Annotated in this window: 22 protein-coding genes; 3 read left to right on the plus strand and 19 right to left on the minus strand. The window is 33.5% G+C overall.

Features of this window, described 5'->3' with window-relative positions; all coding sequences use genetic code 11:
• The first annotated feature begins 343 nt into the window (after nucleotides 1-343).
• The gene (locus BLP68_RS10085; RefSeq protein WP_091543084.1) at nucleotides 344-1,378 is read left to right on the plus strand and encodes an FAD:protein FMN transferase; all 1,035 of its coding nucleotides are present in this window, start codon (nucleotides 344-346) and stop codon (nucleotides 1,376-1,378) included.
• Nucleotides 1,379-1,601: 223 nt separating this feature from the next.
• On the opposite strand, the gene BLP68_RS10090 is transcribed toward BLP68_RS10085, so the two are convergent.
• The 4 genes from BLP68_RS10090 to BLP68_RS10105 form a co-directional block, all read right to left on the minus strand.
• Nucleotides 1,602-2,330 (minus strand): HAD family hydrolase, encoded by a 729-nt coding sequence (locus BLP68_RS10090; protein WP_091543086.1) that lies wholly within the window; start codon nucleotides 2,328-2,330, stop codon nucleotides 1,602-1,604.
• Between the two features lie 183 nt (nucleotides 2,331-2,513).
• Nucleotides 2,514-5,174, minus strand: a complete 2,661-nt coding sequence (gene cphA, locus BLP68_RS10095) for a cyanophycin synthetase (protein WP_091543088.1) — start codon at nucleotides 5,172-5,174, stop codon at nucleotides 2,514-2,516.
• A complete protein-coding gene (locus tag BLP68_RS10100) occupies nucleotides 5,171-6,007 on the minus strand; it encodes a cyanophycinase (RefSeq protein WP_091543091.1) in 837 nt (278 codons plus the stop codon). Before BLP68_RS10100 ends, cphA begins: the two co-directional genes overlap by 4 nt.
• Nucleotides 6,008-6,189: 182 nt before the next feature.
• A complete protein-coding gene (locus BLP68_RS10105; RefSeq protein WP_091543093.1) occupies nucleotides 6,190-7,803 on the minus strand; it encodes a Na/Pi cotransporter family protein in 1,614 nt (537 codons plus the stop codon).
• Nucleotides 7,804-8,160: 357 nt separating this feature from the next.
• Between BLP68_RS10105 and acpP the strand changes: the two genes are divergently transcribed.
• Nucleotides 8,161-8,388 (plus strand): acyl carrier protein, encoded by a 228-nt coding sequence (gene acpP / locus BLP68_RS10110; RefSeq protein WP_091543094.1) that lies wholly within the window; start codon nucleotides 8,161-8,163, stop codon nucleotides 8,386-8,388.
• Between the two features lie 154 nt (nucleotides 8,389-8,542).
• Complete coding sequence (locus BLP68_RS22545; protein WP_091543095.1) at nucleotides 8,543-8,962, plus strand: hypothetical protein; 420 nt, start codon at nucleotides 8,543-8,545, stop codon at nucleotides 8,960-8,962.
• A 188-nt stretch (nucleotides 8,963-9,150) separates the two neighbouring features.
• On the opposite strand, the gene BLP68_RS10120 is transcribed toward BLP68_RS22545, so the two are convergent.
• The 15 genes from BLP68_RS10120 to atoD all read right to left on the minus strand — a co-directional run bounded on the left by BLP68_RS10120 (nucleotide 9,151) and on the right by atoD (nucleotide 21,689).
• Nucleotides 9,151-9,510 (minus strand): Asp23/Gls24 family envelope stress response protein, encoded by a 360-nt coding sequence (locus tag BLP68_RS10120; RefSeq protein ID WP_242876956.1) that lies wholly within the window; start codon nucleotides 9,508-9,510, stop codon nucleotides 9,151-9,153.
• A gap of 153 nt (nucleotides 9,511-9,663) precedes the next feature.
• Nucleotides 9,664-9,966 carry a hypothetical protein gene (locus BLP68_RS10125; protein WP_091543097.1) on the minus strand — a complete coding sequence of 101 codons (303 nt, stop codon included), beginning with the start codon at nucleotides 9,964-9,966 and terminating at the stop codon, nucleotides 9,664-9,666.
• Nucleotides 9,967-10,105: 139 nt separating this feature from the next.
• Entirely contained in the window at nucleotides 10,106-10,522 is a 417-nt protein-coding gene (locus BLP68_RS10130; protein ID WP_091543098.1) for a DUF1893 domain-containing protein, read from the minus strand.
• 90 nt (nucleotides 10,523-10,612) lie between these two features.
• Complete coding sequence (locus BLP68_RS10135) at nucleotides 10,613-11,335, minus strand: HAD family hydrolase (RefSeq protein WP_242876957.1); 723 nt, start codon at nucleotides 11,333-11,335, stop codon at nucleotides 10,613-10,615.
• A gap of 93 nt (nucleotides 11,336-11,428) precedes the next feature.
• The gene (locus BLP68_RS10140) at nucleotides 11,429-12,454 is read right to left on the minus strand and encodes a molybdopterin-binding protein (RefSeq protein ID WP_091543101.1); all 1,026 of its coding nucleotides are present in this window, start codon (nucleotides 12,452-12,454) and stop codon (nucleotides 11,429-11,431) included.
• A gap of 273 nt (nucleotides 12,455-12,727) precedes the next feature.
• Nucleotides 12,728-13,411: an HAD family hydrolase gene (locus BLP68_RS10145; protein WP_091543102.1), complete on the minus strand. Its 684-nt coding sequence runs from the start codon at nucleotides 13,409-13,411 to the stop codon at nucleotides 12,728-12,730.
• A 231-nt stretch (nucleotides 13,412-13,642) separates the two neighbouring features.
• Nucleotides 13,643-14,383, minus strand: coding sequence for a GntR family transcriptional regulator (locus BLP68_RS10150; protein ID WP_091543104.1), 741 nt, complete (start codon nucleotides 14,381-14,383; stop codon nucleotides 13,643-13,645).
• A 67-nt stretch (nucleotides 14,384-14,450) separates the two neighbouring features.
• On the minus strand, nucleotides 14,451-15,266 hold the full coding sequence (locus tag BLP68_RS10155) for a PfkB family carbohydrate kinase (protein WP_091543105.1): 816 nt from the start codon (nucleotides 15,264-15,266) through the stop codon (nucleotides 14,451-14,453).
• Nucleotides 15,267-15,277: 11 nt separating this feature from the next.
• A complete protein-coding gene (locus tag BLP68_RS10160; protein ID WP_091543107.1) occupies nucleotides 15,278-16,132 on the minus strand; it encodes a carbohydrate ABC transporter permease in 855 nt (284 codons plus the stop codon).
• Between the two features lie 2 nt (nucleotides 16,133-16,134).
• Complete coding sequence (locus BLP68_RS10165) at nucleotides 16,135-17,022, minus strand: carbohydrate ABC transporter permease (RefSeq protein ID WP_091543109.1); 888 nt, start codon at nucleotides 17,020-17,022, stop codon at nucleotides 16,135-16,137.
• Between the two features lie 182 nt (nucleotides 17,023-17,204).
• Nucleotides 17,205-18,488 (minus strand): ABC transporter substrate-binding protein, encoded by a 1,284-nt coding sequence (locus BLP68_RS10170; RefSeq protein ID WP_091543110.1) that lies wholly within the window; start codon nucleotides 18,486-18,488, stop codon nucleotides 17,205-17,207.
• Between the two features lie 286 nt (nucleotides 18,489-18,774).
• Nucleotides 18,775-19,749: an SIS domain-containing protein gene (locus tag BLP68_RS10175; protein WP_091543112.1), complete on the minus strand. Its 975-nt coding sequence runs from the start codon at nucleotides 19,747-19,749 to the stop codon at nucleotides 18,775-18,777.
• A 222-nt stretch (nucleotides 19,750-19,971) separates the two neighbouring features.
• On the minus strand, nucleotides 19,972-20,229 hold the full coding sequence (locus BLP68_RS10180) for a YkuS family protein (protein ID WP_091543113.1): 258 nt from the start codon (nucleotides 20,227-20,229) through the stop codon (nucleotides 19,972-19,974).
• A gap of 156 nt (nucleotides 20,230-20,385) precedes the next feature.
• Nucleotides 20,386-21,036, minus strand: coding sequence for a 3-oxoacid CoA-transferase subunit B (locus tag BLP68_RS10185; protein ID WP_091543115.1), 651 nt, complete (start codon nucleotides 21,034-21,036; stop codon nucleotides 20,386-20,388).
• Nucleotides 21,036-21,689, minus strand: coding sequence for an acetate CoA-transferase subunit alpha (atoD, locus tag BLP68_RS10190; protein WP_091543116.1), 654 nt, complete (start codon nucleotides 21,687-21,689; stop codon nucleotides 21,036-21,038). Before atoD ends, BLP68_RS10185 begins: the two co-directional genes overlap by 1 nt.
• Nucleotides 21,690-21,968: the final 279 nt, after the last annotated feature.

Genomic DNA, 21,968 nt, shown 5'->3' on the forward strand with positions numbered 1-21,968 from the left:
GTCGTTAATATAACAACAATTAGATAAGTTTTACTTGATAAGTATAATTATACATTAAAAGCAATTCTCCTTCTGGAAATTATTAGATTTACAACAAATAATTTCTTAATAATATTTATTATATAATATTTTTGTATTATAGCAAGTCCTTATTATCTAAGTTTCTTTACTTTTTATATCCAAATTGATATAATTAATTGAATTTAGGTATGTTTTAAATGTATAAGATATGAAAATATTATTAATACTTGATTTAGATTTAGCTATTATGGGTAATAAATAATACTATTACTATTATTATAATGAGGTGTTTTTGAAACCAATGTTAAGGAGTGTGTATGTCATGTTAAAGCCTGTATCGAAGGCTATTGCGCTAATAATTGTAGTTGCTATTTTTTTAACCGGATGCGGTACAAAGGAGCTTCAATCCTTTCAAAAAGATGAATTTGTTCTTGGTACTAGAGGTCAAATTAGGGTTTTTAGTACTTCGCAAAGAAGAGGAAATGCCACCATAGGTAAAGCCTTTACCCGCATAAGAGAAATAGAAAATACAATGAGTACTTCAATAGAAGGCAGTGATGTTTATAGAATAAATAAAAATGCAGGAAAATCCCCGGTACAGGTTGACCCAGAAACTTTAAAGCTAATAAAAATGGGTATTGAATATGAAGAAATTACAGGTGGAGTATTCAACATTGTTCTTGGCTCTCTGATAGATTTGTGGGGAATAGGAAAGGATTGGCAGAAGGTACCACCACAACAGGAAATAGAAGAAGCAAAAAGACATATTAATATTAATGATTTAGAAATAATAGATAGCTCGGTATTCATTAGAGATTCTAAAATGTTGATGGATTTAGGTGGCATAGCTAAAGGATATGCAGTGGATGAAGCTGTAAGAGTTTTAAAGAATGACGGAGTTGAAAGTGGCTTTATTAATTTGGGTGGAGATATATATGCACTTGGAAATAAACCCGACGGAACTCCATGGAACGTCGGTATTCAAAATCCAATTATAGGAAAAACCAATGCCATTGCCCGAATAGCTTTAGCGGATCAATCTATAGTAAGCTCTGGCGACTATGAACGTTATTTTATTGAGGATGACCAGCACTATCATCACATCATTGACCCAGAAACAGGCTATCCCAGTACAAATGAATTAGTTAGCGTGACAATAGTATCAGAAACCGCCACCGATGGTGATGTACTATCTACTGCTGCATTTGTTATGGGTCTTGAAGATGGATTATCCTTCATAGAATCTTTAGAAAATATTGAAGCAGTATTTATTACCAGAGACCGAATAGTCTATACTACATCGGGTATTAAAGACAAACTGGAAATACTTGATGATTTATTTACTATAGCTAATTAAGAATACTAAAGGAGCTGATTTTCAGCTCCTTTCAGACTGATGAAAAACCCTCATCTTCTTCGTTGCTTCTAAAACCCAGCACCCTTACGTATTACGTATACGCTGCAGTCGCTAGGTTTTCTTGCGCCTCGAATCTGTGGCTTTTTCATCAGTCTGCATTTTGATGACTTTGTCTACAAGCTAAAAGGAGCTGATTTTCAGCTCCTTTTTCGCTTGTTTATAATTAATCAAGAATTTCTACGTCAGAGTTTAGTTTATATATTACATCTTTTCTCTCAATTATTATAGTAGTTCTTTTACATAAATCTTTATCTTCTTTTATTTTTAATAGTAACTCCTTTGCAGGATTAATTGCCACTGGATTACCCACCAGCTCTAGCATAGCAAGATCTCCATTTGTATCACCATATGAATAGCTATCTGCTAAGCTTAAATTATACTGTTGAACAAACTCAATTATTGCACTGTGCTTATTACTAGAATCCCACATCTGGGCAATTTCCCCTGTAAACATACCGTTTTCATCAATTAAATATTGAGTTCCCTTGAAATCTGTTACTCCATATTTTTCTGCCATTTTTTCCACTAAATAGTCAGGGCTACCAGAGATAAAAAAGATATTATGACCCTGTTCCTTATGCCAAATAATTTGGTCTCTAGTATACCGATATACTCTATCTCCCTTCATCTCAATTACTTGATTTGAAATAAAATCCATCTCCTGTCGATTTAAACCCTTCATTGAAGCTAAATAGATGGCTGCCACTTCAATCAAATAATCCTCATAATCTCCACGTCGTTGATCCCAGCTATGGAATGCTTTTTTTGCTTCTTTATGCCATATTGCAGGGTCAATGATTTCATATCTAATCAATTTTTGAAAATGCTCCAACATTAAAGAATTTCTATACAGGGTTCCATCTATGTCTATAAAAACTCCCACATTACTCATATTAATCACTCCCATGGTCTTTCATATTTATATAATTATACACTAAATTTAAAACTATAAACATATATTATTATACATAATAGTCTTCAAAGTTATGAAAGAATAATATCCTTCACATTTAAAAATAGGCTCATTTAACGTAAACTAAAAACTGATAAGAAAAATTCTTATCAGTTTCAATCATTATGCTTTTGCTGCAATTATTTTTGATTCATCATCAACCACCTCTTGTTCAAGTGTTGTTTTTTCTATTGCCATGGAATTAATCAAATCAACCAGGGGCTGATAATTTTCATAGAAGACAACAATCAGATCTCCTTCTTTTCCATTCTCAATTGCCTTTCTTAAGGCATTAACCTCATTACATTCTATTTCCATCCTATCCTCGGTAAGTCCACCTAAAGAACAACCTTTTTTGAGAATTTTAGCTACTTCTTCTGGCTTTCTGCCCCTCAAATCCATATCCTCTTTAATATGGACATAATCGAAGTATTTACCGGAAATCTCCCCTATTTTTAATATGTTTATATCGGTTCTGTCTCCTGGAACACCAATTATTCCTATAAGATTCCCTTGTTTCATTCTCTTCAAGCCCTCTAGAACCTTACTATATCCATCTATGTTATGTCCATAATCAATAATAACCTTAAAGTTTCTAACATCGAAAACATTAAATCTACCTGGATTATACTTTATATCAGTATTAAATTCTGATAAAGCTTCAGCTATTGTTGCTATACTCACTCCAAGGGAATATGCTCCTGCTACGGCTGCCATGCTGTTTTCAATATTATGCTTTAGAACACCTCCGAAAGTAGCAGGTATTCTACTTATCTCTATTACCTTATGACTTTCCTCTCCATCAAATACCCATATATTTTCATCTGATATATATACCGCTTTTCTTCCTAAACTTATATGTTTTTCAATCAGTTTATTATTTTGTGACTGCGAAAAAAGAACTATATTACATTTAACATTATTTAATATTACTTCAGTGTAGGGGTCATCGGCATTTAAAACAGCATAACCATTTTTATTTACAGCTTCAACAACTAAGGACTTTACATTGGCCATTTCTTCCAGTGTATTTATTCCATCTAAGCCTAAGTGGTCATCACCAATATTGGTTATTATACCAACATCTGCCACATTATAGCCTAACCCTTTGTTTACAATTCCCCCTCTAGCTGTTTCTAATACTGCCACTTCTACTCTTTTATCCATTAACACTATTCTAGCACTTTGGGGTCCTGTTGTGTCTCCTTTCACGACTAATTCATCATCGATATATACTCCACCTGTATTTGTCATTCCAACAATTAAACCACTTTTTTTGATAATATTGGAAAGCATCCTAGTGGTTGTGGTTTTTCCATTAGTACCGGTTATTGATATTATTGGAACTGAATGCTTAGCACCTTTTGGAAATAGCATATCAACGATTGTGCTTGCAACATTTCTGTTCTTTCCTATGGAAGGATAATGATGCATGCGGATTCCTGGACATGCATTAATTTCAATAATAGTACCACCACTACTTACTATGGGCCTTGATATGTCCGCAGTTGTAACATCTACTCCAGCTATATCTAGCCCAATTGCTCTTACTGCATTAATTATAAGTCTCTTGTTTTCTTCATGGATGTCATCTGTGACATCAACAGCTATTCCTCCGGTACTTAGGTTTGCATTTTCTCTTAAAAATACAACCTCCCCTTCAGTAGGTACATCATTCAAATGCCTGTTTTTCTTCTCTAGAACCATCATCATAACATCATCTTTAACTATTTTTGTTAAGGGCTTTTCATGTCCATACCCTCTCTTTAAGCTCTTGTTTTCTAAGTCAATTAACTCTTCTATTGTATTTACTCCATTCCCAATAACATGAGTTGATATCCGTTGAGCCACCGCTACCACCTTATTGTCTACCACAACAACTCTATAATGTTTACCATGAATAAATTTCTCTACCAATATTCTATTGCTATGCATCTTAGCTATCTTAAAGGCCCGTTCCACTTCTTCAGGTGTTCGTAGCTCTATAGAGACCCCTTTACCTTGATTGCCATTAAAGGGCTTTACTACAACAGGATAGCCTATCTCATCAGCTACAGTAATTGCCTCTTCCCACGTTTCCACTGCTCTGCCAATTGGTACTGGAATATTAAGAAAGCTTAGTATTTCCTTTGTTAACTCCTTATCACTGGCAGTATCAACAGCAATGCAATTGGTAGCATCAGTAATTGTAGCTTGTATCTTGCGGGCGTATTTACCATAGCCCAGCTGAATTAGACTATTCTCACCTATTCTTAAGCTTGGAATACCCCTTTTAGTTGCTTCATCAATTATAGCTCTAGTACTAATACCTAATGATTTTTCTTGGACTATGCTCTTAACTTTTTCAAGTTCGTAGGGTAAATTCACTTCTTTAAACTGCAAAATGTCTTGCAAAATATCAAATGCAAGTAAGCCAGATTCATAACCAGCAGTTTCATCGATAAATGAAAATACTATTGAATATACCGATTCATTTTCTAAGTATCTAGTTTTACCAAAATTTACATCATACCCTAGGGTTTTCTGAATTTCTAGTGCAACATGTTCTAATATATGCGCCATATATGTGCCTCTGTTGAGCCGCTCAACAAATCCACCTTCATAGTTTCTACTACATTTATGTTTTTTTAAACCTGGCAATAGACTTATCAGCTTATCATTGAAGCCATCTATATCGCAGGAGGGTATATTAACATACTTCTCAATATCAACATCTATTCTAATAACTGGCCAATGACTATAGATGTTTCTACCATTATATACCCTGATATTAATTAACTTCATTGTTGATCCTCCTTATCATTATTATCTCTTTGGAGAATTGCATTTCTAGATTTCAAATTGAATCCATAGCCTGTTGGTAGTATGTGTACCTTTACATTTGTTATTACTAATGGGTCATCGGGATACTGTTCAGATATATTTGTATAATCAATTTCCCTGCCATCTACAATTGTCACAACACCAGAACCTATTACCCTCATTTCATTCTGATGATTTACAACTATAGCTGTATCTTCATCTATACCAATTCCAAGGCTTACAGGATTTTGAGCCACAGCCCCCAATAATCTTCCAATTCTGCCCCGCTGATTAAAATGTTGATCTATAATGATTTCATCTAGGAAGCCCATGCCTGGAGCCATTTTTATTGTACATTTTCTAGGTGCATCCTCTTCCTCTCCTTCAACCACCATCACTTCACTCATCATCGAAGCTCCAGCACTGGTTCCTGCAATAATTATTCCAGCTTCAACGGCTTTTAAGACATGACAATGAAAGGCGGTTCCACCTAATATACTTGAGATTCTCAGTTGATCACCACCTACAAAAAAAATACAGGAAATTCTATCAAGTTCATCGGATAACTGTTTTCTATTTGCTTCTCTTCTATTTATTATGTTTATTGTTTCTACCCTTTCTGCTCCTAAATCATAAAAAATTCTTTTATATTCTTCACCCACCTCTAATGGATAATTAGTGGCAGTTGTAATTATAGCTATCTTTGATTTTCTACCTCCTGAGAGATGCACCACCTCTTTTAATATATCTTTATTAGCTTTTTTATCTTCTCCTCCACCAATTATAATAAGTCTAGTATCCTTTTTACTATCCATAGTTAGCTCCTTCCAAATAAAACTATTTATATTTTTTCCTTAACCTATTGAAATATTCAAATTTTTCGTCGAGAAAATAGTTTATAATGGTAGAAGTAATTGAATAATAAAAAAAGACGACTAATTAGTCGTCAAAAAATAACACAAAACCGTAATTATAATGGTTTTGTGTTTATTCTAATTTATTTATTTGTCTTTAATTCATCTAGTACTGCCATTGCAATATTTGAAGCATGGTCTGAAATTCTTTCCATATTGCTGATAAAATCTAGGAATATGACTCCAGAGCTTGGGTTACACAGGTGATTGTTTAGCCTTTGAATATGGTTAACTCTAAGGGATTTTTCCATTGAATCTACATTTCCTTCAATTTCTATAACCTTCATTGCTAAACTACCATCTAAATTTTTCATTGCTGTTAATGAATCCTTATATGCCTTTACAACCAGCTCTGCCATCTCTTTTAATTCACTAACTGCAATTTCAGAGAATTCCAGGTGGTTATCTATTTTATATTGAGCAAGTTCAGCAATGTTTTCAGCATGATCCCCTACCCTTTCTATATCATTAATTGTGTTAAACAAACCATCGACGGTTTCTCGGTTACGTATAGAAATATTTGTGTTTGAAAGCTTGACTAAATATGTTGACATTTCACGTTCAAGCTCATTAACAATTTTTTCTACTCTAAATGATTCGTCAATCTTTTTCTGATTCGCTTCAAGAAAGCCTTCTATAGAATTCTCAAGGGAGTCTCTGGCTATGTTCCCCATATGAAGGGTCTCCTTAATTGCACTTGCCAAAGCAATAGATGGTGTTTCCAGAATACGATCATCAATGTATTTAATTCCTTCAGTTGAATCTTCATCTCCAGGGAACATTTTATTTACTAGCGAGACTAAAATACCGGCAAAAGGAAGAAGGATTAAAGTATTGGCAATATTGAAAATTGTATGGGCATTTGCGATTTGTCTTGGAATATCACCTGGGTCTAAGGTTGTGATAATCCTATATACAGGTCCCTGTAGGACAAAAATAAATATGAGGGTTCCTATAAAGTTAAATACAAAGTGAAAGGCCGCTGCTCGCTTAGCGGTTTTATTAGCACCAATACTGGATAGCATTGCGGTTACAGTTGTACCAATATTAATACCAAACAAAATAGGTAGTCCAGATTCTATAGGAATAAGTCCTTCCATGGCTAATGCTAATAAAATACCTGTAGAAGCAGTACTACTTTGAACCGCCACCGTTATGGCAAAGCCCGCAAGTATTCCTAATGCAGGGTTTGTACCAAAGCCTACAAGTAAATCTCTAAAGGCTTGTGCTTCTCTTAGGGGCCTTAAGGAATCACCCATAAATTTCATACCTATAAAAAGGATACCAAAGCCTATGAAGGCCTCTGCTATTTGTTTAAGCTTCCTATTTTCAGTAAATAACCAAACACCAACAGCTATACCAACAATAATAGGGGCATATTTTTCAATTTTAAATGTAATGATTTGTGCTGTTATGGTTGTCCCAATGTTGGCGCCCATAATCACACCTACAGCCTGTGTAAGCTTCATCATACCTGCATTAACAAACCCTATTACCATGACCGTTGTAGCACTGCTGCTTTGAACTATTGCTGTAACACCAGCACCTACTAAGACTGCCATAAAACGATTACTTGTTAACATGCCAATAATTGATTTTAGCTTGTCACCTGCTGCCTTTTGTAAGCCTGTACTCATAACATTCATTCCATATAGGAATAAACCTAACCCACCAATTAAGCCAAAAATAATTTCCATTATAATCCTCCCACTCATTGACTAGACTAACTGAATACACATTCACTCTTACATTACTATTTTGGGTTCTCTTTAACATTAAAAGAATGTTATATAATTGTTAAATCCATGTTAACTATTCTAGTATATATTTAAGTATAATGTTTACTCATTTTCATGAATTTATCATTTTTTATTTTTTCACACCCCTCCTTAAGTCTCTAGTAATATATTCTTGCTGCTGATTTTTTTCAATTTCATATTTATCATCATCTCTGCATTAACAGTAACAAAATAGGGATATACATTTATTGAATTTTATGTTATTCTAAAATTGAAATTTTACCTAATATAATATATCAAGGAGGAGTACATAAAATGTTTGAGAGAATTAGAAGTATAATTGCTGAGCAACTGGGAATTGACGATATTGAATCTATTGAAAGAACATCGTCTCTGATTAATGATTTAGATGCCGACTCATTAGATGCTGTTGAAATTATTATGGCAATAGAAGATGAGTTTGGTGTAGAAATTCCTGATGAAGAAGCTGAGTCTTTCAAAAACATTGGCGATATCGTCGATTACATTGAAAGAAACAAATAGATAAAGAAAGTGCTGTTTATAAAATGCAACCCTTTTAAGGACCATTTTAAAAGAACAGCACTTTTATTTTTTAGACATGTTACCAACGAGAAAATTTTACATACCTTATATATGAGACTTTATTTTTTCTGAAATTTTAAAAGGAGGTTTTCTCGTGGAAGCAGAAAAACAAAATGGAAATGATATGAGATATCCACCAATTGATGACGGTATGTGTCATCCATTCCCTGGTATGCCGCCTATGGCCGATTATGGAATGATGCCAGGTATGCATCCAGGTATGATGCCAGGTATGCACCCAGGCATGCACCCAGGTATGCACCCAGGCATGCACCCAGGTATGCACCCAGGCATGCACCCAGGCATGCACCCAGGCATGCACCCAGGTATGCACCCAGGTATGATGCCCGATATGGGTCATATGCCTTATCCACCACCTATGGGTATAGGTGAGCACGATATGAAAAAAATGTATTATATGCACATGTACTTAGCCTCAATGCATAAAGCTGAAGCCTATAAGCACAAGATGATGCACCATGATCATCATCATACACCCCATCATGATTGTTAACAAACAAACTAAAACAGGTCTTCTTTAGACCTGTTTTAGTTTAGACTGTTGAAAATACTTCATCTTCTTTGTTGCTGCAAAAACCCAGCACCCTTACGTATTAAGTATACGCTGCAGTCGCTGGGTCTTCTTGCGCCTTGAATCTGAAGAACTTTGAACAGTCTGGATATCGTTGAAGTTGTTTTGTTTTAAGGTATTTTAATATCTTGAACATAAACATTGACTGTTTCCACATAAATTTCTGTCATAGCTTCAATTGCTGTTTTTACCTTTTCTTGTACTTCCTTAATTACTTCAGGAATAACAACTCCGTATTGAATTACTACAGAAAGGTTTATTACAACCTGCTTCTCTTCCGTCGCAACATTGACTCCTTTTCTAGGGTTATTCTTTCCTATGTAATCGGATACTCCTTTTGATATACCACCGCTGTAGGATACAATTCCTTTGACTTCCTCAACTGCTTTTTGAGTAATCACCATAATTACATCCCCTGCTATTTTAATTTTCCCCTGTTGACCTTGTAGCTCCATTGAATTCTTTGGCATAATCATCACTCCTCCTAAATAATTCATTTATTGATAATTATTATAATTAGTCTAAGTATAACCCGATAATATTCAGAGTTTAATATCATGTTAGGTTGCTATTTATTATATCATATGGTAGCAGTTAGTATCCATAATTATACTTTAAGAAATTTAATGATTGCATTTTTTACCACAGCCTGAACCACAGGTACTTTTTGAAGATTTAGTAACATTTTTGAAGTCTGAAGATAAATCAATATCTTGAATCAAAAAAATTTTTTCGTAACTCTCATTATAAAAAATCACTTCACAATCACTATTTCTACATGTATAGTATTGTTCATCAATAACAATAGAAGCTAATTCCTTTTTAACAACCGACTCTACTACTAAAAAATGTATAGCTTCCCCTTCTATTTTACACAAAGGGCATTTTACTTTATTAACATTATGTTTATTATTACAACAACCCATAACTAAACCTCCTTGCTTAAGCTTTATGATAATTCCACCTTAATTTTGTTAAGTACTTATTTTCTCCATCTTTTCGTTTTCTTATGAATTAGAAATGAGTCAGAAGTTATCCCGACTCATATATATGTAGATATCTACTTTATTTAATTAAGAATTCTTTTATCTCATTATACGCATCATCTGGACTATCTATTTTTTCAACGAGCTTTTCAATAGGACATATACTTGTTTTATCTCTATTAAGTATATATGGCACCTCAACTTGATACTCATAATGGACGTTATTCTTTTCAAAGATTTTTTTTGCTTCACTACTCATAGTATCAGCATATACTTTTGTAATACCACTATAAATCACCAATAATGCTGCAGCCTTTCCAATGATTTTGTCCGCTAAAACCATATTACTGAATATATTTTTATCCTGCATTAAGGGTAGCATCAAAGGCTTTATTCCCTTCTCAACCGACGTGTAACAAACTACTCCTTTGGATACCACTACACATGTGTAATTATCAGCAACAAGCTTATTTTTTGCCAATTGTAACTCCATCATTGATAAAGCCTCCCTTAACCAGTTTTACAAATTACATGAATGACTACTATTTACACCACAAACTTAGTCTCCATTCCATGTATTAATAATCTAATTTAATTCTGGCATTGATAAAGCAAACAAATAAAAATCTTCGTATCTACCTTTATAATCAATATTGTCATAGGGCTTATCTTTATCTACTAAACAGTCTTCAATCAGGTATGTTGTAATGCCTATTTTTTTTGCAATCATATCTTCTTCTATATCATTGCCTACCATCATACATTTTTCAGGCGGCTGCTTAATGTTTTCTAAAATCTCTCTGTAAAATTGAAGTTGTGGCTTACAATAATGCATCTCTTCAAAGGAAGTAATAAAGCTAAAATCTGCTGGGTCTAACCCTGCCCACTGTATTCTTTTATGTATAGCAACCTGAGGAAACAGTGGATTTGTTGCAACAATTAGATTATATCCTTTTGTTTTCAAAATATTTACAGCATCAATCATCAGTTTACTTTGCCTAGATGTAGATTTTATCTTGTCAAAATCCAGTTGATAAAACTCTTCAAATATTGGTGTTACAATTTCCTCATCAATTCCAACCTGTCGATAAAACTCCTCAAAGAAAGCCACTGAATTGGTTTTAGTTGCTTCAGTATTCTTTATCATATATGCTGTTGCCTTCCAAATATAAGCAGTTAATTCATCAGCGCTAAAATGGTCCTTAAATTTCAAGCCTAATTCATAGAAGTATTTCTTTAAGAATTCATCCATATCAAGAGGAAGTAATGTTCCATCAAGATCAAATAAAATATTCGTAATCAATATCATTCTCCCCTTTTTTTTCTATTGGTTTCATAATACCATAGATTCAAATTTTATGAAAGAAATAGCATAGTAAATTACATATAAAAACATATTTATCTATATCTTTCCGAAATGACAATCTGGAAAGCTACAGGTTTCACATTTTAAGCATAGTCCACCGTATCCAAGTTTCGTTATATCTCTTCTCTTGATTTTCTCACCTGCAAAAACCCGTGGTAATAGTATATCAAAGGCAGTTGTATGGGAAAACATAACACAGCCCGGTAATCCCATTATTGGAATGTCATCTAAATAGGCTACTAAAAGCATTGATCCAGGTAGTACAGGTGTTCCATATGCAATTATCTCAGCTCCAGTGGACTTAATTGCACCTGGTGTTTTATCATCAGGGTCCACAGACATGCCTCCTGTTACTATAATTAATTCGGCACCCACTGTCTTTGCTTCTATAATAGCGTCCTTTATTGTTATTATATCATCAGGCACTATTTTCTTCATTATTATTTCAGAATTAAAATTATTCACTTTCTCATGCACAACTGGTCCAAATTTATCATTAATAATGCCCTTATAAACTTCGCTTCCAGTTACTATTATGGCAGTTTTAAGTGGCTTAAAGGGCTTAACCTGAAGCATAAAATTGGGATATGTCGACAGTATTTTTTGAACCTCGTTAATTTTCTCCTTTGATATAATAAGCGGTATTACTCTACATCCGCCTATTAGCCCATTTTTCTCGACAATTCTATTTCCATGGAGTGTGGCAAGACAAATATCGCCAAGATCATTAACATCATCCAATAGGTGGTTTTCTATTTTTAAAAGGCCTCTATACTTAGCCTTAATATTTATTTTTCCTTCGCTTGGCTCTGTATAATAAGTTCCATTGCCGCAAATAAGGTTTCCTAAGATAATAGCGGCATCATCTTCATGGACCTCATTTTCCTTCAATTCGATTACATAAATATTTTCTTTGCCTATTCTTAACAAATGATCAATATCCTCTTTGGTTATTATATGACCTTTTTTAAATGCGACTCCTTTAAATTCACCTGGTGTAATCTCTGTAAGGTCATGTCCAATAACCTTCCCAATAGCTTCTGTGGTGGGTATAATCTTCATATAAACCCTCCTGTTCTTTGTTTTTAAGTATCATCTCTATTAAATAAGACTTGATGTAATTATACCACAAGAGTCCTTGTATAATTTAAAGTACAATAGTTATGTTTAGAATCTATTTTTGAAATTAACCAATTAATATATTTCGTATTTTAATGCTTACTTCCATTTTATCCATCATAAATCCTTTATATAATATTAACAATATTTGATGGATTATAATGAAAAAAAGCTTGGATTTTTCCAAGCTTGAGGGATAAAAATCAACTTTAGAAATTAGCCTTGATTTTTACAGTTAACTTTATTAATATTTTCTATAAATTCAGGAACTAATAATAAATCTGTCAGGTTCTGGTGGGTTAATTTTTCAATTTCCTCAGGTATTTTAACTAAATCAGGTATATAAATAACCTTGATATTACCATCATATGCAGCTTTTATTCCATTTATTGAATCTTCCAGTACCAGTGTGTTTTCTTTCTTTACATTTAATTTTTCGCAGCATGCCAAAAATATTTCTGGACTGGGTTTCCCGTTTGCTACCTCCTGCCCACTTATTATGAAATCAAATTCATTAAGTAAATTTGCTGATTCCAAATAAAAATCTATCGTTGCTCTTCTACTGGAGGAAGCAATAGCTATTAAAATATTATTTCCCTTTAAATATTTAATGCATTCCTTTAAGCCTTTTTTTATACCTATACCACTTTTTTTAATTTCTTCCATCATGATTTTGTTTTTTTCTTCTTTAAGTTGGACATAAGGAAAATCATCACCATAAGCCTGCTTAAACACATTTTCAGTTGCCTTTATATTAAGGCCTATTACCTCATTGAAAAGCTCATCACTAAAAATAAATCCATGTTTTTCACCTACTATTTTCCATGATCCCTTTGATAATGTTTCGGTATCAAACATGAGCCCATCCATATCAAATATTACAAGTTCTATTTTATCCATCTAAATATCCTCCTCTAAATAACTATAGTGGTGATAAGTTATATCACCACTATAATATTTATCATATTATATCAATAGATTTTAAGTATTCCAGTTGCTTTGAGATCACCTAAATATTTTTTGCATGGCTAAATAATATATTATTAATTTTTTTCTTAACTAGTACCTCATCGCAATTAAAATTTGTGTTATTGCCTGAGGAGAGCCTATGAATTTAATTGCGATGCGGTACTAGCTTTTATCCTGAGGAATATCAACATTAATAAAATATTTAACATTGTTTGCAATTATATAATAGGTCGAATAGTGAATAGGTCTATTTTTATTATCATATATTATTTTTTTTATTCCAAATAGAGGCTCTGTAGGTGAGCATTTCAAAAGCTTTTTAAAATCATATTGATCAGTTAACACATTAAATTCTTTATACGCCTTTGCCATAACAATTCCGTAATCGTTTCTAATAATATTAAATGTTGATACTCCATCGGTAATTTTATCTATTATGTTAGGATAGACATCGATAGGAAAGTACGAAATGTCTATACTCAATGGTGCTTCATCATCTAATATCAAACGTTTTAATCTTAACACTTTAAATCCATTATCCATTTGGAAAGCTTTTGCAACTTCATTATCGGCGGAAATTATCTTTTTTTCAAGAACTTTACTTACAATTTTATTATGATCATTTGATAGCCTGTTAGTATATCCTCCTAAATCTATAATCTGAATACTTAGCTTTTGCTTAGCTACAAAGGTGCCCTTCCCCTGTTTTATTTCTATTAAGCCTTCATTAGATAGCTCCTTCAATGCTCTTCTTACAGTTATTCGACTTACATCATAGGCTTCACACAATTCTGTCTCATTGGGTAGCTTATCTCCTACCTTATATGTTCCATTTACGATATTACCTTTTATAATTGCTTTAAGCTGCTCATATAAAGCTACTGAGCTTTGTTGTTCCAGCATAATCCCAACCCCTTTTAAGTTATAATGTATTAATACAACATAAATTATAACCTATATAAAGTTTTTTTTAAAGGGGCTTAGGATACCCAAATGCTCCAGATATAGTACAAGAGTTTGCTGCACGTTTAGCTGCATAGTTTAAAGCCATAATCATATCCTTATGATCTATATAGGATGTTAGGAAGCCAGCAATGAAGCTATCACCTGCTCCCATTGTATCAACCACATTGGTTGGTATTATTTCTTGCTTAAAGATTTGTCCATTATGAGAAAATATAGCCCCCTTAGAACCTAAGGTTATTCCAATTACTTCAGTACCAAGGCGGTGACAGGAATCAATTAATTGATTAATTTCCTCAGAGGTAAGATCAGCTCCTGACATAAAGCCGTATTTAATATGAGGGCAAACCATATCTAAGTATTCCTCATGTCTATAATCAGAAAAATCAAAGGCTATATCACAATACTTCTTTATTTTAGGAAGCTCATATTCTAAGTTTGAATAACAACTGGTATGCACTACATCAAATAAAGATATATATTCAAGGTCTTCTAAAGTCAGCTTTAATGCTACTGTATGTTGAACAGTATTTTTCGGCCCTCCTACAAACACTCTATCTCCTTCACCTGTAATATCCACCATTGGTTGACCGCTGATGCCTATCATTGTTCGAGAATAGTTAAATTCTACACCTTCTTGATCTAAAGCCCATTTTATATGGTCTCCTTTTTTATCATTACCAAAAATTCCAATATAGGCACTCCTTTCACATCCATTCCTTATGGAATTTATGGCAACGTTAACACAGTTTCCACCTGGATAATATAATCCTTGATCTAAATAACAGTCTGCAACATTGTCTCCAACAGTAATTATTTTCATTTAAAAACCTCCTAGCCTTTAATTGAGCCTTCCGACATACCTCTTACAAGATGTTTTTGCAGCACCATCAATAGAATAATCATTGGTAGTGCAGAAATAACCATACCGGCAAGCAAAACTCCCCATTCCGTTTGAAGGGCATCTCTAAAATTCATAAGCCCTGATGGAATGGTTTTTAGTCTGTCGGAATCTATAAATATTATAGCAAACAAAAACTCATTCCAAGCATAAAATGCAGTTAAGACAACTGTAGTGAAAAGAATTGGCTTTGACATTGGCATAAATATCCTAGAATAGATTCCAAATGATGAACAGCCATCCATTCTTGCTGATTCTTCTATTTCTTTAGGAATTCCTAAGAAGTACGATCTTATTAGTAATACCGATAAAGGTAGCCTTAGGGCTATATAGGGCAGTATTAAAGCTAATCTGGTGTTATGGATTCCCAGTTTTTGCAAAAGAAGATATAAAGGTATCAGAGCAACCTGTGGATTAACCATCATCCCTGTCATACATGCAATAAGGGCTATATTTATTCCTCGAGACTTATATCTGCTAAGTGCATAGGCACATAATGAACCTATAATCAGCACCCCAGTTATTGTTGAGACAGTTACAATTACACTATTTATAAAGTAATTAGATATGCCTTTATCCCATGCCTCTAGGTAGTTGGTGAATAGCCATTTTTCTGGCAAGTTCCAAACACTATTATAAATTTCACCATAGCTCTTCATAGAAGACATTACCATCCAGAAAAGAGGATATAGTATAATGATAGCATAAATCACCAGTATGATAAAAAGTATGCTGCCGCCTGCTCCTAATTTATTTTTATAGGATCTTTTATTTTTGATTTTAAGCATTACTAATCCTCCTTTCCACTTTTAAATAGTTGTAATTGAATTACTGCTAATATTGCTGTTATTGCAAATATTATTATTGCTAATGCAGATGCATATCCCATTCTGTCTCTAAAGAAGCCTGACTGATACATATGAACTGCCATTGTAATAGAGCTTGTTCCGGGTCCTCCACCCTTGGTTAGAATATAAGGCTCATTGAATACTAGCATGGAACCAGTTATTGTTATTAGGGTTGTTACAAAAATCATTTCTCTTACCTGTGGGATTGTTACGCTGAAAAATTGTCTCAGCTTTGAAGCACCATCTATTTCTGCAGCTTCATATAATTCTTTAGGAATTTTCTGCATAGCCACTATAAATAATATCATTATGTAGCCTATGCTTTGCCACTGCGAAACTGCTATTACAGCATAGGGGGCAGATGATGATAGCCCTAGCCAGGGTTTTGCAAGGCTTCCTAAGCCAATAAGCTTTAAAAAGTTATTTAAAAGACCTATTTGTGGATGATATATAAAGCTAAACAATAAGCAAATTACCGAGATAGATATAACCACTGGCATGAAATATACTACTCTAAAAAATGGAGCTACCTTTCTAAAAATATTATCCTCCAATATTGCCGCTAAAATTAATCCAACAAAAACTTGAAATATTACTGATATAATAGCATAACGTATGTTATTGGTTAATGCAGTTACTATTACCTTATCCCTTAATAAAATTCTAAAGTTATCAAAGCCTACAAAGGTTCTGGTTGGAGAAAAAGCATTGAAATCATAAAAGCTGTTAATAAAATTCTGTATTAATGGTAAAAATATAAATATGAAAAGCATTAGGAAACAAGGTAGCATAAATAGATAGGGCTCCATGGTTTTTGTGACTTTTTTCATGTCTATTACCCCTCCTTCAAAGGCAGGTTTGTTTATCAGGATTTTTATTGAAGATATACTTTCTTTGTAAATTCAATGATTAAGTAGTGTTTTATATTATAGTAAAAGTGGTTAGTAAAATAACCACTTTTACTATCAAGAAAAGGGTGAGGAGAAAAGTCCCCTTTAGTGAAAATAGCTTGTTATTTTCTTAGTGTTGCGGCTTCCTCCTGTACTCTTTTTAATACATCCTCTGCTGTCATTTCTCCAATAGCCATGGACTGTCCACCTCTCATAAAGGCATCTGCAATGCTTATATTAACTGCATTATCAAACCATGGTACAGTTTGTGAGGCCTTCAATATAATATCATATGCTTCTAAAGAGTGGTTTGAAGCACTACTAGGGGTAACTGCTCCTTCAACTGCAGTAAGCTGACCCGTCACTTTAGTAAATTTGTATGCGTTTTCTTTTGAGACAATAAACTTCAAAAACTCTTCCGCTTCCTTTGGTGCATTTTTACCTAGCATAAAGCCTTCTGGCGCGCCGGTGAGTGCAGTGGGGTTTCCTTTACCCTCTTCAAAGGGAGGAAAATCAAAGAATCCTAAACTTACATTTCCAATATCTTCAACCATTTTTATTTCTGCAAACTGCATATACATTACTGGCACCTCTCCATTGGCAAACATATTTCTCGCTGTTTCATGGTCTATGGCTGTTGCAACATCTCCCATATAGTCTGTCAATGTTTTAAAGGCATTTAAAGCAGTGATGTAATCTGGGTGTGTGAACTCTCCAGTCTGGGGATTATAGTCTTTATCTAATATCTCTGGATCTAATACTCTTTGGAAAATTGTGCCCATATAATGGGATATTGCCCAGGCATCTGACAGGCCTTCAATTAGTGGTGTTTCATATCCTTCATTTTTCAATTTTTCTAGGCTTCCTATAAAATCCTCAAAGGTCTTTGGCACTTCTATCCCATGCTCAAGAAAAATATCTTTATTATAGAAAAACGCTTTGCCATCAATTGTAAAGGGAACACCATAAACCTTATTATCAAAAGTAAATGCCCGTAATTGTGATTTCATTATATTACTTGCCCATTCTTTATCATCTTCAAATAGATAATTTACGTCTTTAACTTTTCCAGATGATACAATGTTTTCTGCAAATGAATCGGACCAAGAGGTGAATATATGTGGTAGGTCCTCAGAGGCTATTAGAACACGGATTTTTTCCTTATAGGGATCATTTAATACTCTATCTACATTAATTTTAACATGGGGATTTAGTTCTTCAAACTCTGAAATTATTTCGTTAAAATACGTGTTTCTTGGTTCATTGGGCCAACGGTGAAAAAAATTAATTACTACCTTATTCTCAGTATCAGAAGAGCCTGAATTCCCTTGATTTGTACTACCACCACATGCTGTCAAAGAAACAATCATAGCTATAGATACGATGATTAATAAAAATCTCTTCATGCTTTTATCCTCCTTTTATTTTATTATTACCAATTGATTTTTAACTGCTATAAACATTGGAAATTCATCTTGCTTCTCCCCATATGGAAGATGTACTGATTAAATAAGTTATAATTCTTCTCATAAAGGGGAGAAACTAAATTTTTGTACAATTTCCAAAACTTATCCCTTTGACCTTATGAGGATTTGCTTTTCAGTTTTTACCTTCCCCCGTGAACTCATGATGTTTCAAAGGTGTAGCTTTGACAGCTTTAATTTCTTATTACCTAAAATAATACTCGCTATATTAATATTCCATCTTCCACATGTATCGCCGAACAGATAAAGGATGTCCTGTGTGTTCAGCAATTCTGTCTGCATATTGTCTTAAAATAACACCTGCAACCAATGGAGCAAAATATCCTCTTAAATCTTCATCTATCCCTTCCATGTTAAATGTTGCTGCATCAATAACTTCAACCTTTTCACTAAACTTTTCTGCAAATACATGAGCCCTATCATCTATAGGTCTTGTTTCTCCCAAACCTTTTATAACAATAAATGGCACATCATAATCAGTTATTTCAAATGGTCCGTGGAAAAACTCTCCAGCATGGATGGCATTTGAATTAATCCATAGCATTTCCATCAGTAGACAGCTGGTAAAAGAATATGCTACACCATAATTTGGCCCACTGGCTAATGTGTATATAAGCTTTTCTCTCTTGTATTTTTTTCCGAACTCATCAGCTGCTTCAGCGGTGGCTTCCTTATTATACTTATATATTTTTTGTAGATTGTCTACATTTTTTAATGCTCTTCCATATTTTTCATTAGATATAACTTCCTCTAATATTCCAAAAATTAGTCTATATAGCATACCGTTATTTTCTTCAGCGGCATCAGCATCTTGTCCCCAATCATAATGAATAGGATATTCTGCAGCTTTCCAAAGTGGAGAATCTACAAGATTAGAAAAAGCTATCGTTATTGCACCTTTACCTCTAGCGAATTCCGCCGCCTTCACAGTTTCTGGAGTATTCCCTGAATGGGAGCATAGTATTACCACACTTCCTTTTCCTAATGCCTTGGGTGCCCGATGTATGAACTCGTTTGAGGAGTAAATGGCAGCAGGTATATCTATCTCTCTATCATAAATATAGTGTGCTGGATATAGCAATGCCATTGATCCACCACATGCAACAAAATAAAAGTTTTTTACCTCCCCTGATTTTACACTTTTTATTGCATCACCAAGTTGTTTAATGTGCTCATTATTCAATATAACCACTCCTTAAGTAAGATTTTTATAATACGTTATATAACGTTATATAATTATTGTACCTTATTTTTCTCTAAAGTCAATGTTTTTTTTGAAAATTTAATATTTTCAAATTTAACAGATAAATATAAAAACCCTATCAATTATGATATTTCATAACTGATAGGGTTTTAGTTACCTTAAAAAATTAGCTTCATAAGAATTTTAGTTGTATTTTACGTTTTAAGGTTTATTTGCATTCATTTTTTCAAATACCTGATGAGGTACAAGTCCCATTGCCTCAACAACTTTCCCTGTTTTTTTAACACTTCTCGGAAGGTTTGAATTATTAATGTCATTAACAATAATTGCATCATATTCCTCTGTGTTAATGTTATTAATATTCTCATCAAAATATAACAAACTTACATCATACCCCTGCTTTGAATAATAATTTTTTACATCTTCAAGTGTATTTTCAACAACTACCTTTTTCTTCATGGAATCCCTCCACTATTAGTTATTTGATTAGTTATTTGATTACTTAGTTTTATTTTATTATTACCGGCAGCTGTTTTTTTATTAAATTATAATTATTAACTCATTTAGCTTCTATATTTCTTGTTTTGTCTTCTTTTTCTAATTAATCATTTAGACTTAATATTCCATTGGTTTAAGAATAGGAGAAATAATCAATTTCGCCTCAGTTGAATTAATTATATCTTCAAGGCTTATATTAGGAGCTATTTCCTTTAAAAGTAACCCCCCATCAGTCACTTCAATAACCCCCATCTCAGTAATAATTAAATCCACTTCTCCCTTAGCAGTCAATGGAAGATTGCAGCTTTTTAAAATTTTCGCCTTCCCTTTAGCAGTATGCTCCATTGATACAATAACTTTTTTTGCTCCAACAACTAAATCCATTGCCCCGCCCATACCAGGCACCAGCTTACCAGGTATCATCCAATTGGCGAGATTTCCATTTTCATCCACCTGCAAAGCTCCTAAAACTGTAACATCCACGTGTCCACCCCTAATAATAGCAAAGGACATGGCACTATCGAAAAATGCAGCACCTTTTTTCGAAGTAACGTGTACCCCTCCTGCATTTACTAGGTCTTTATCAATCTGGTCTTTTTCGGCTATTGGCCCCATTCCAATAAAGCCGTTTTCTGATTGCAAGATCACTTCTATATCTTCAGAAATAAAATTGGCCACCATTGTAGGCATACCTATTCCTAAATTAACAACATCACCATTTTTGAGTTCCTTAGCTACTCTACGTGCTATTCTTTCTCTAGGATCCATTAGCCTCGCCCTCCTACAATATAATCAACAAATATTGATGGTGTAACTACATTGCTGGCTTCAATTTCATCCACTTCAACAATTTCATCTGCCTCTACAATAACAACATCAGCGGCAGTTGCCATAATAGGATTAAAATTTCTTGTAGATTTGTTGTACCAAACATTACCCTTTTTGTCTACTCTACTGCCCTTTATAAGTGCCATGTCAGCTTTAATGGGTAGTTCCAGAAGATATGTTTTTCCATCGATAACAATTTTCTCTTTTCCTTCCTCAACAACGGTACCTATTCCTGTAGGAGTCAAAAACCCACCTAATCCTGCACCAGCCGATCTAATTCGCTCTATTAGTGTACCTTGTGGTACCAACAGAACTTCAAGCTCTCCTTCATTCATTTGTCTACCAGTTTCTGGATTTGTTCCAATATGAGAAGTAATAACCTTTTTCACCTGCTTATTTACTACTAACCTTCCGATTCCTCTATCAGGGAATCCAGTGTCATTACAAATAATAGTTAAGTCCTTTACATTATTTTTGATTAAACAGTCTATTAATTCATCTGGAGTCCCATTTGCTAAAAAACCGCCGATCATTAAGGTCATTCCATCCTTTAAATGTGCAGTGACATTTTCCATTGAGATGATTTTATCCATTTTTAACCCTCCTTTATATATATATCAACGTGCAATAAATGTACCAATGTTATTAATATAGAAATAAGTTTTACATTTATGATAAAATCCTATCGTTTTAGTATTTTTATATCTTTATCCATTTTTTTCAATCCTTCAAATTAATATACTATATAAATCTCTATTATTATTGTAGCATAAGCTTACACTAAAATATTTCGCTATAAAACTTTTAACTCCTGTTTAGTGTTGGAAATTTGCTTTTTAATTATATCAAGTCTAGTAAGTAGCAGAGTATTT

This window comes from Alkaliphilus peptidifermentans DSM 18978 (assembly GCF_900101495.1).
Lineage (GTDB): Bacteria > Bacillota > Clostridia > Peptostreptococcales > Natronincolaceae > Alkaliphilus_C > Alkaliphilus_C peptidifermentans.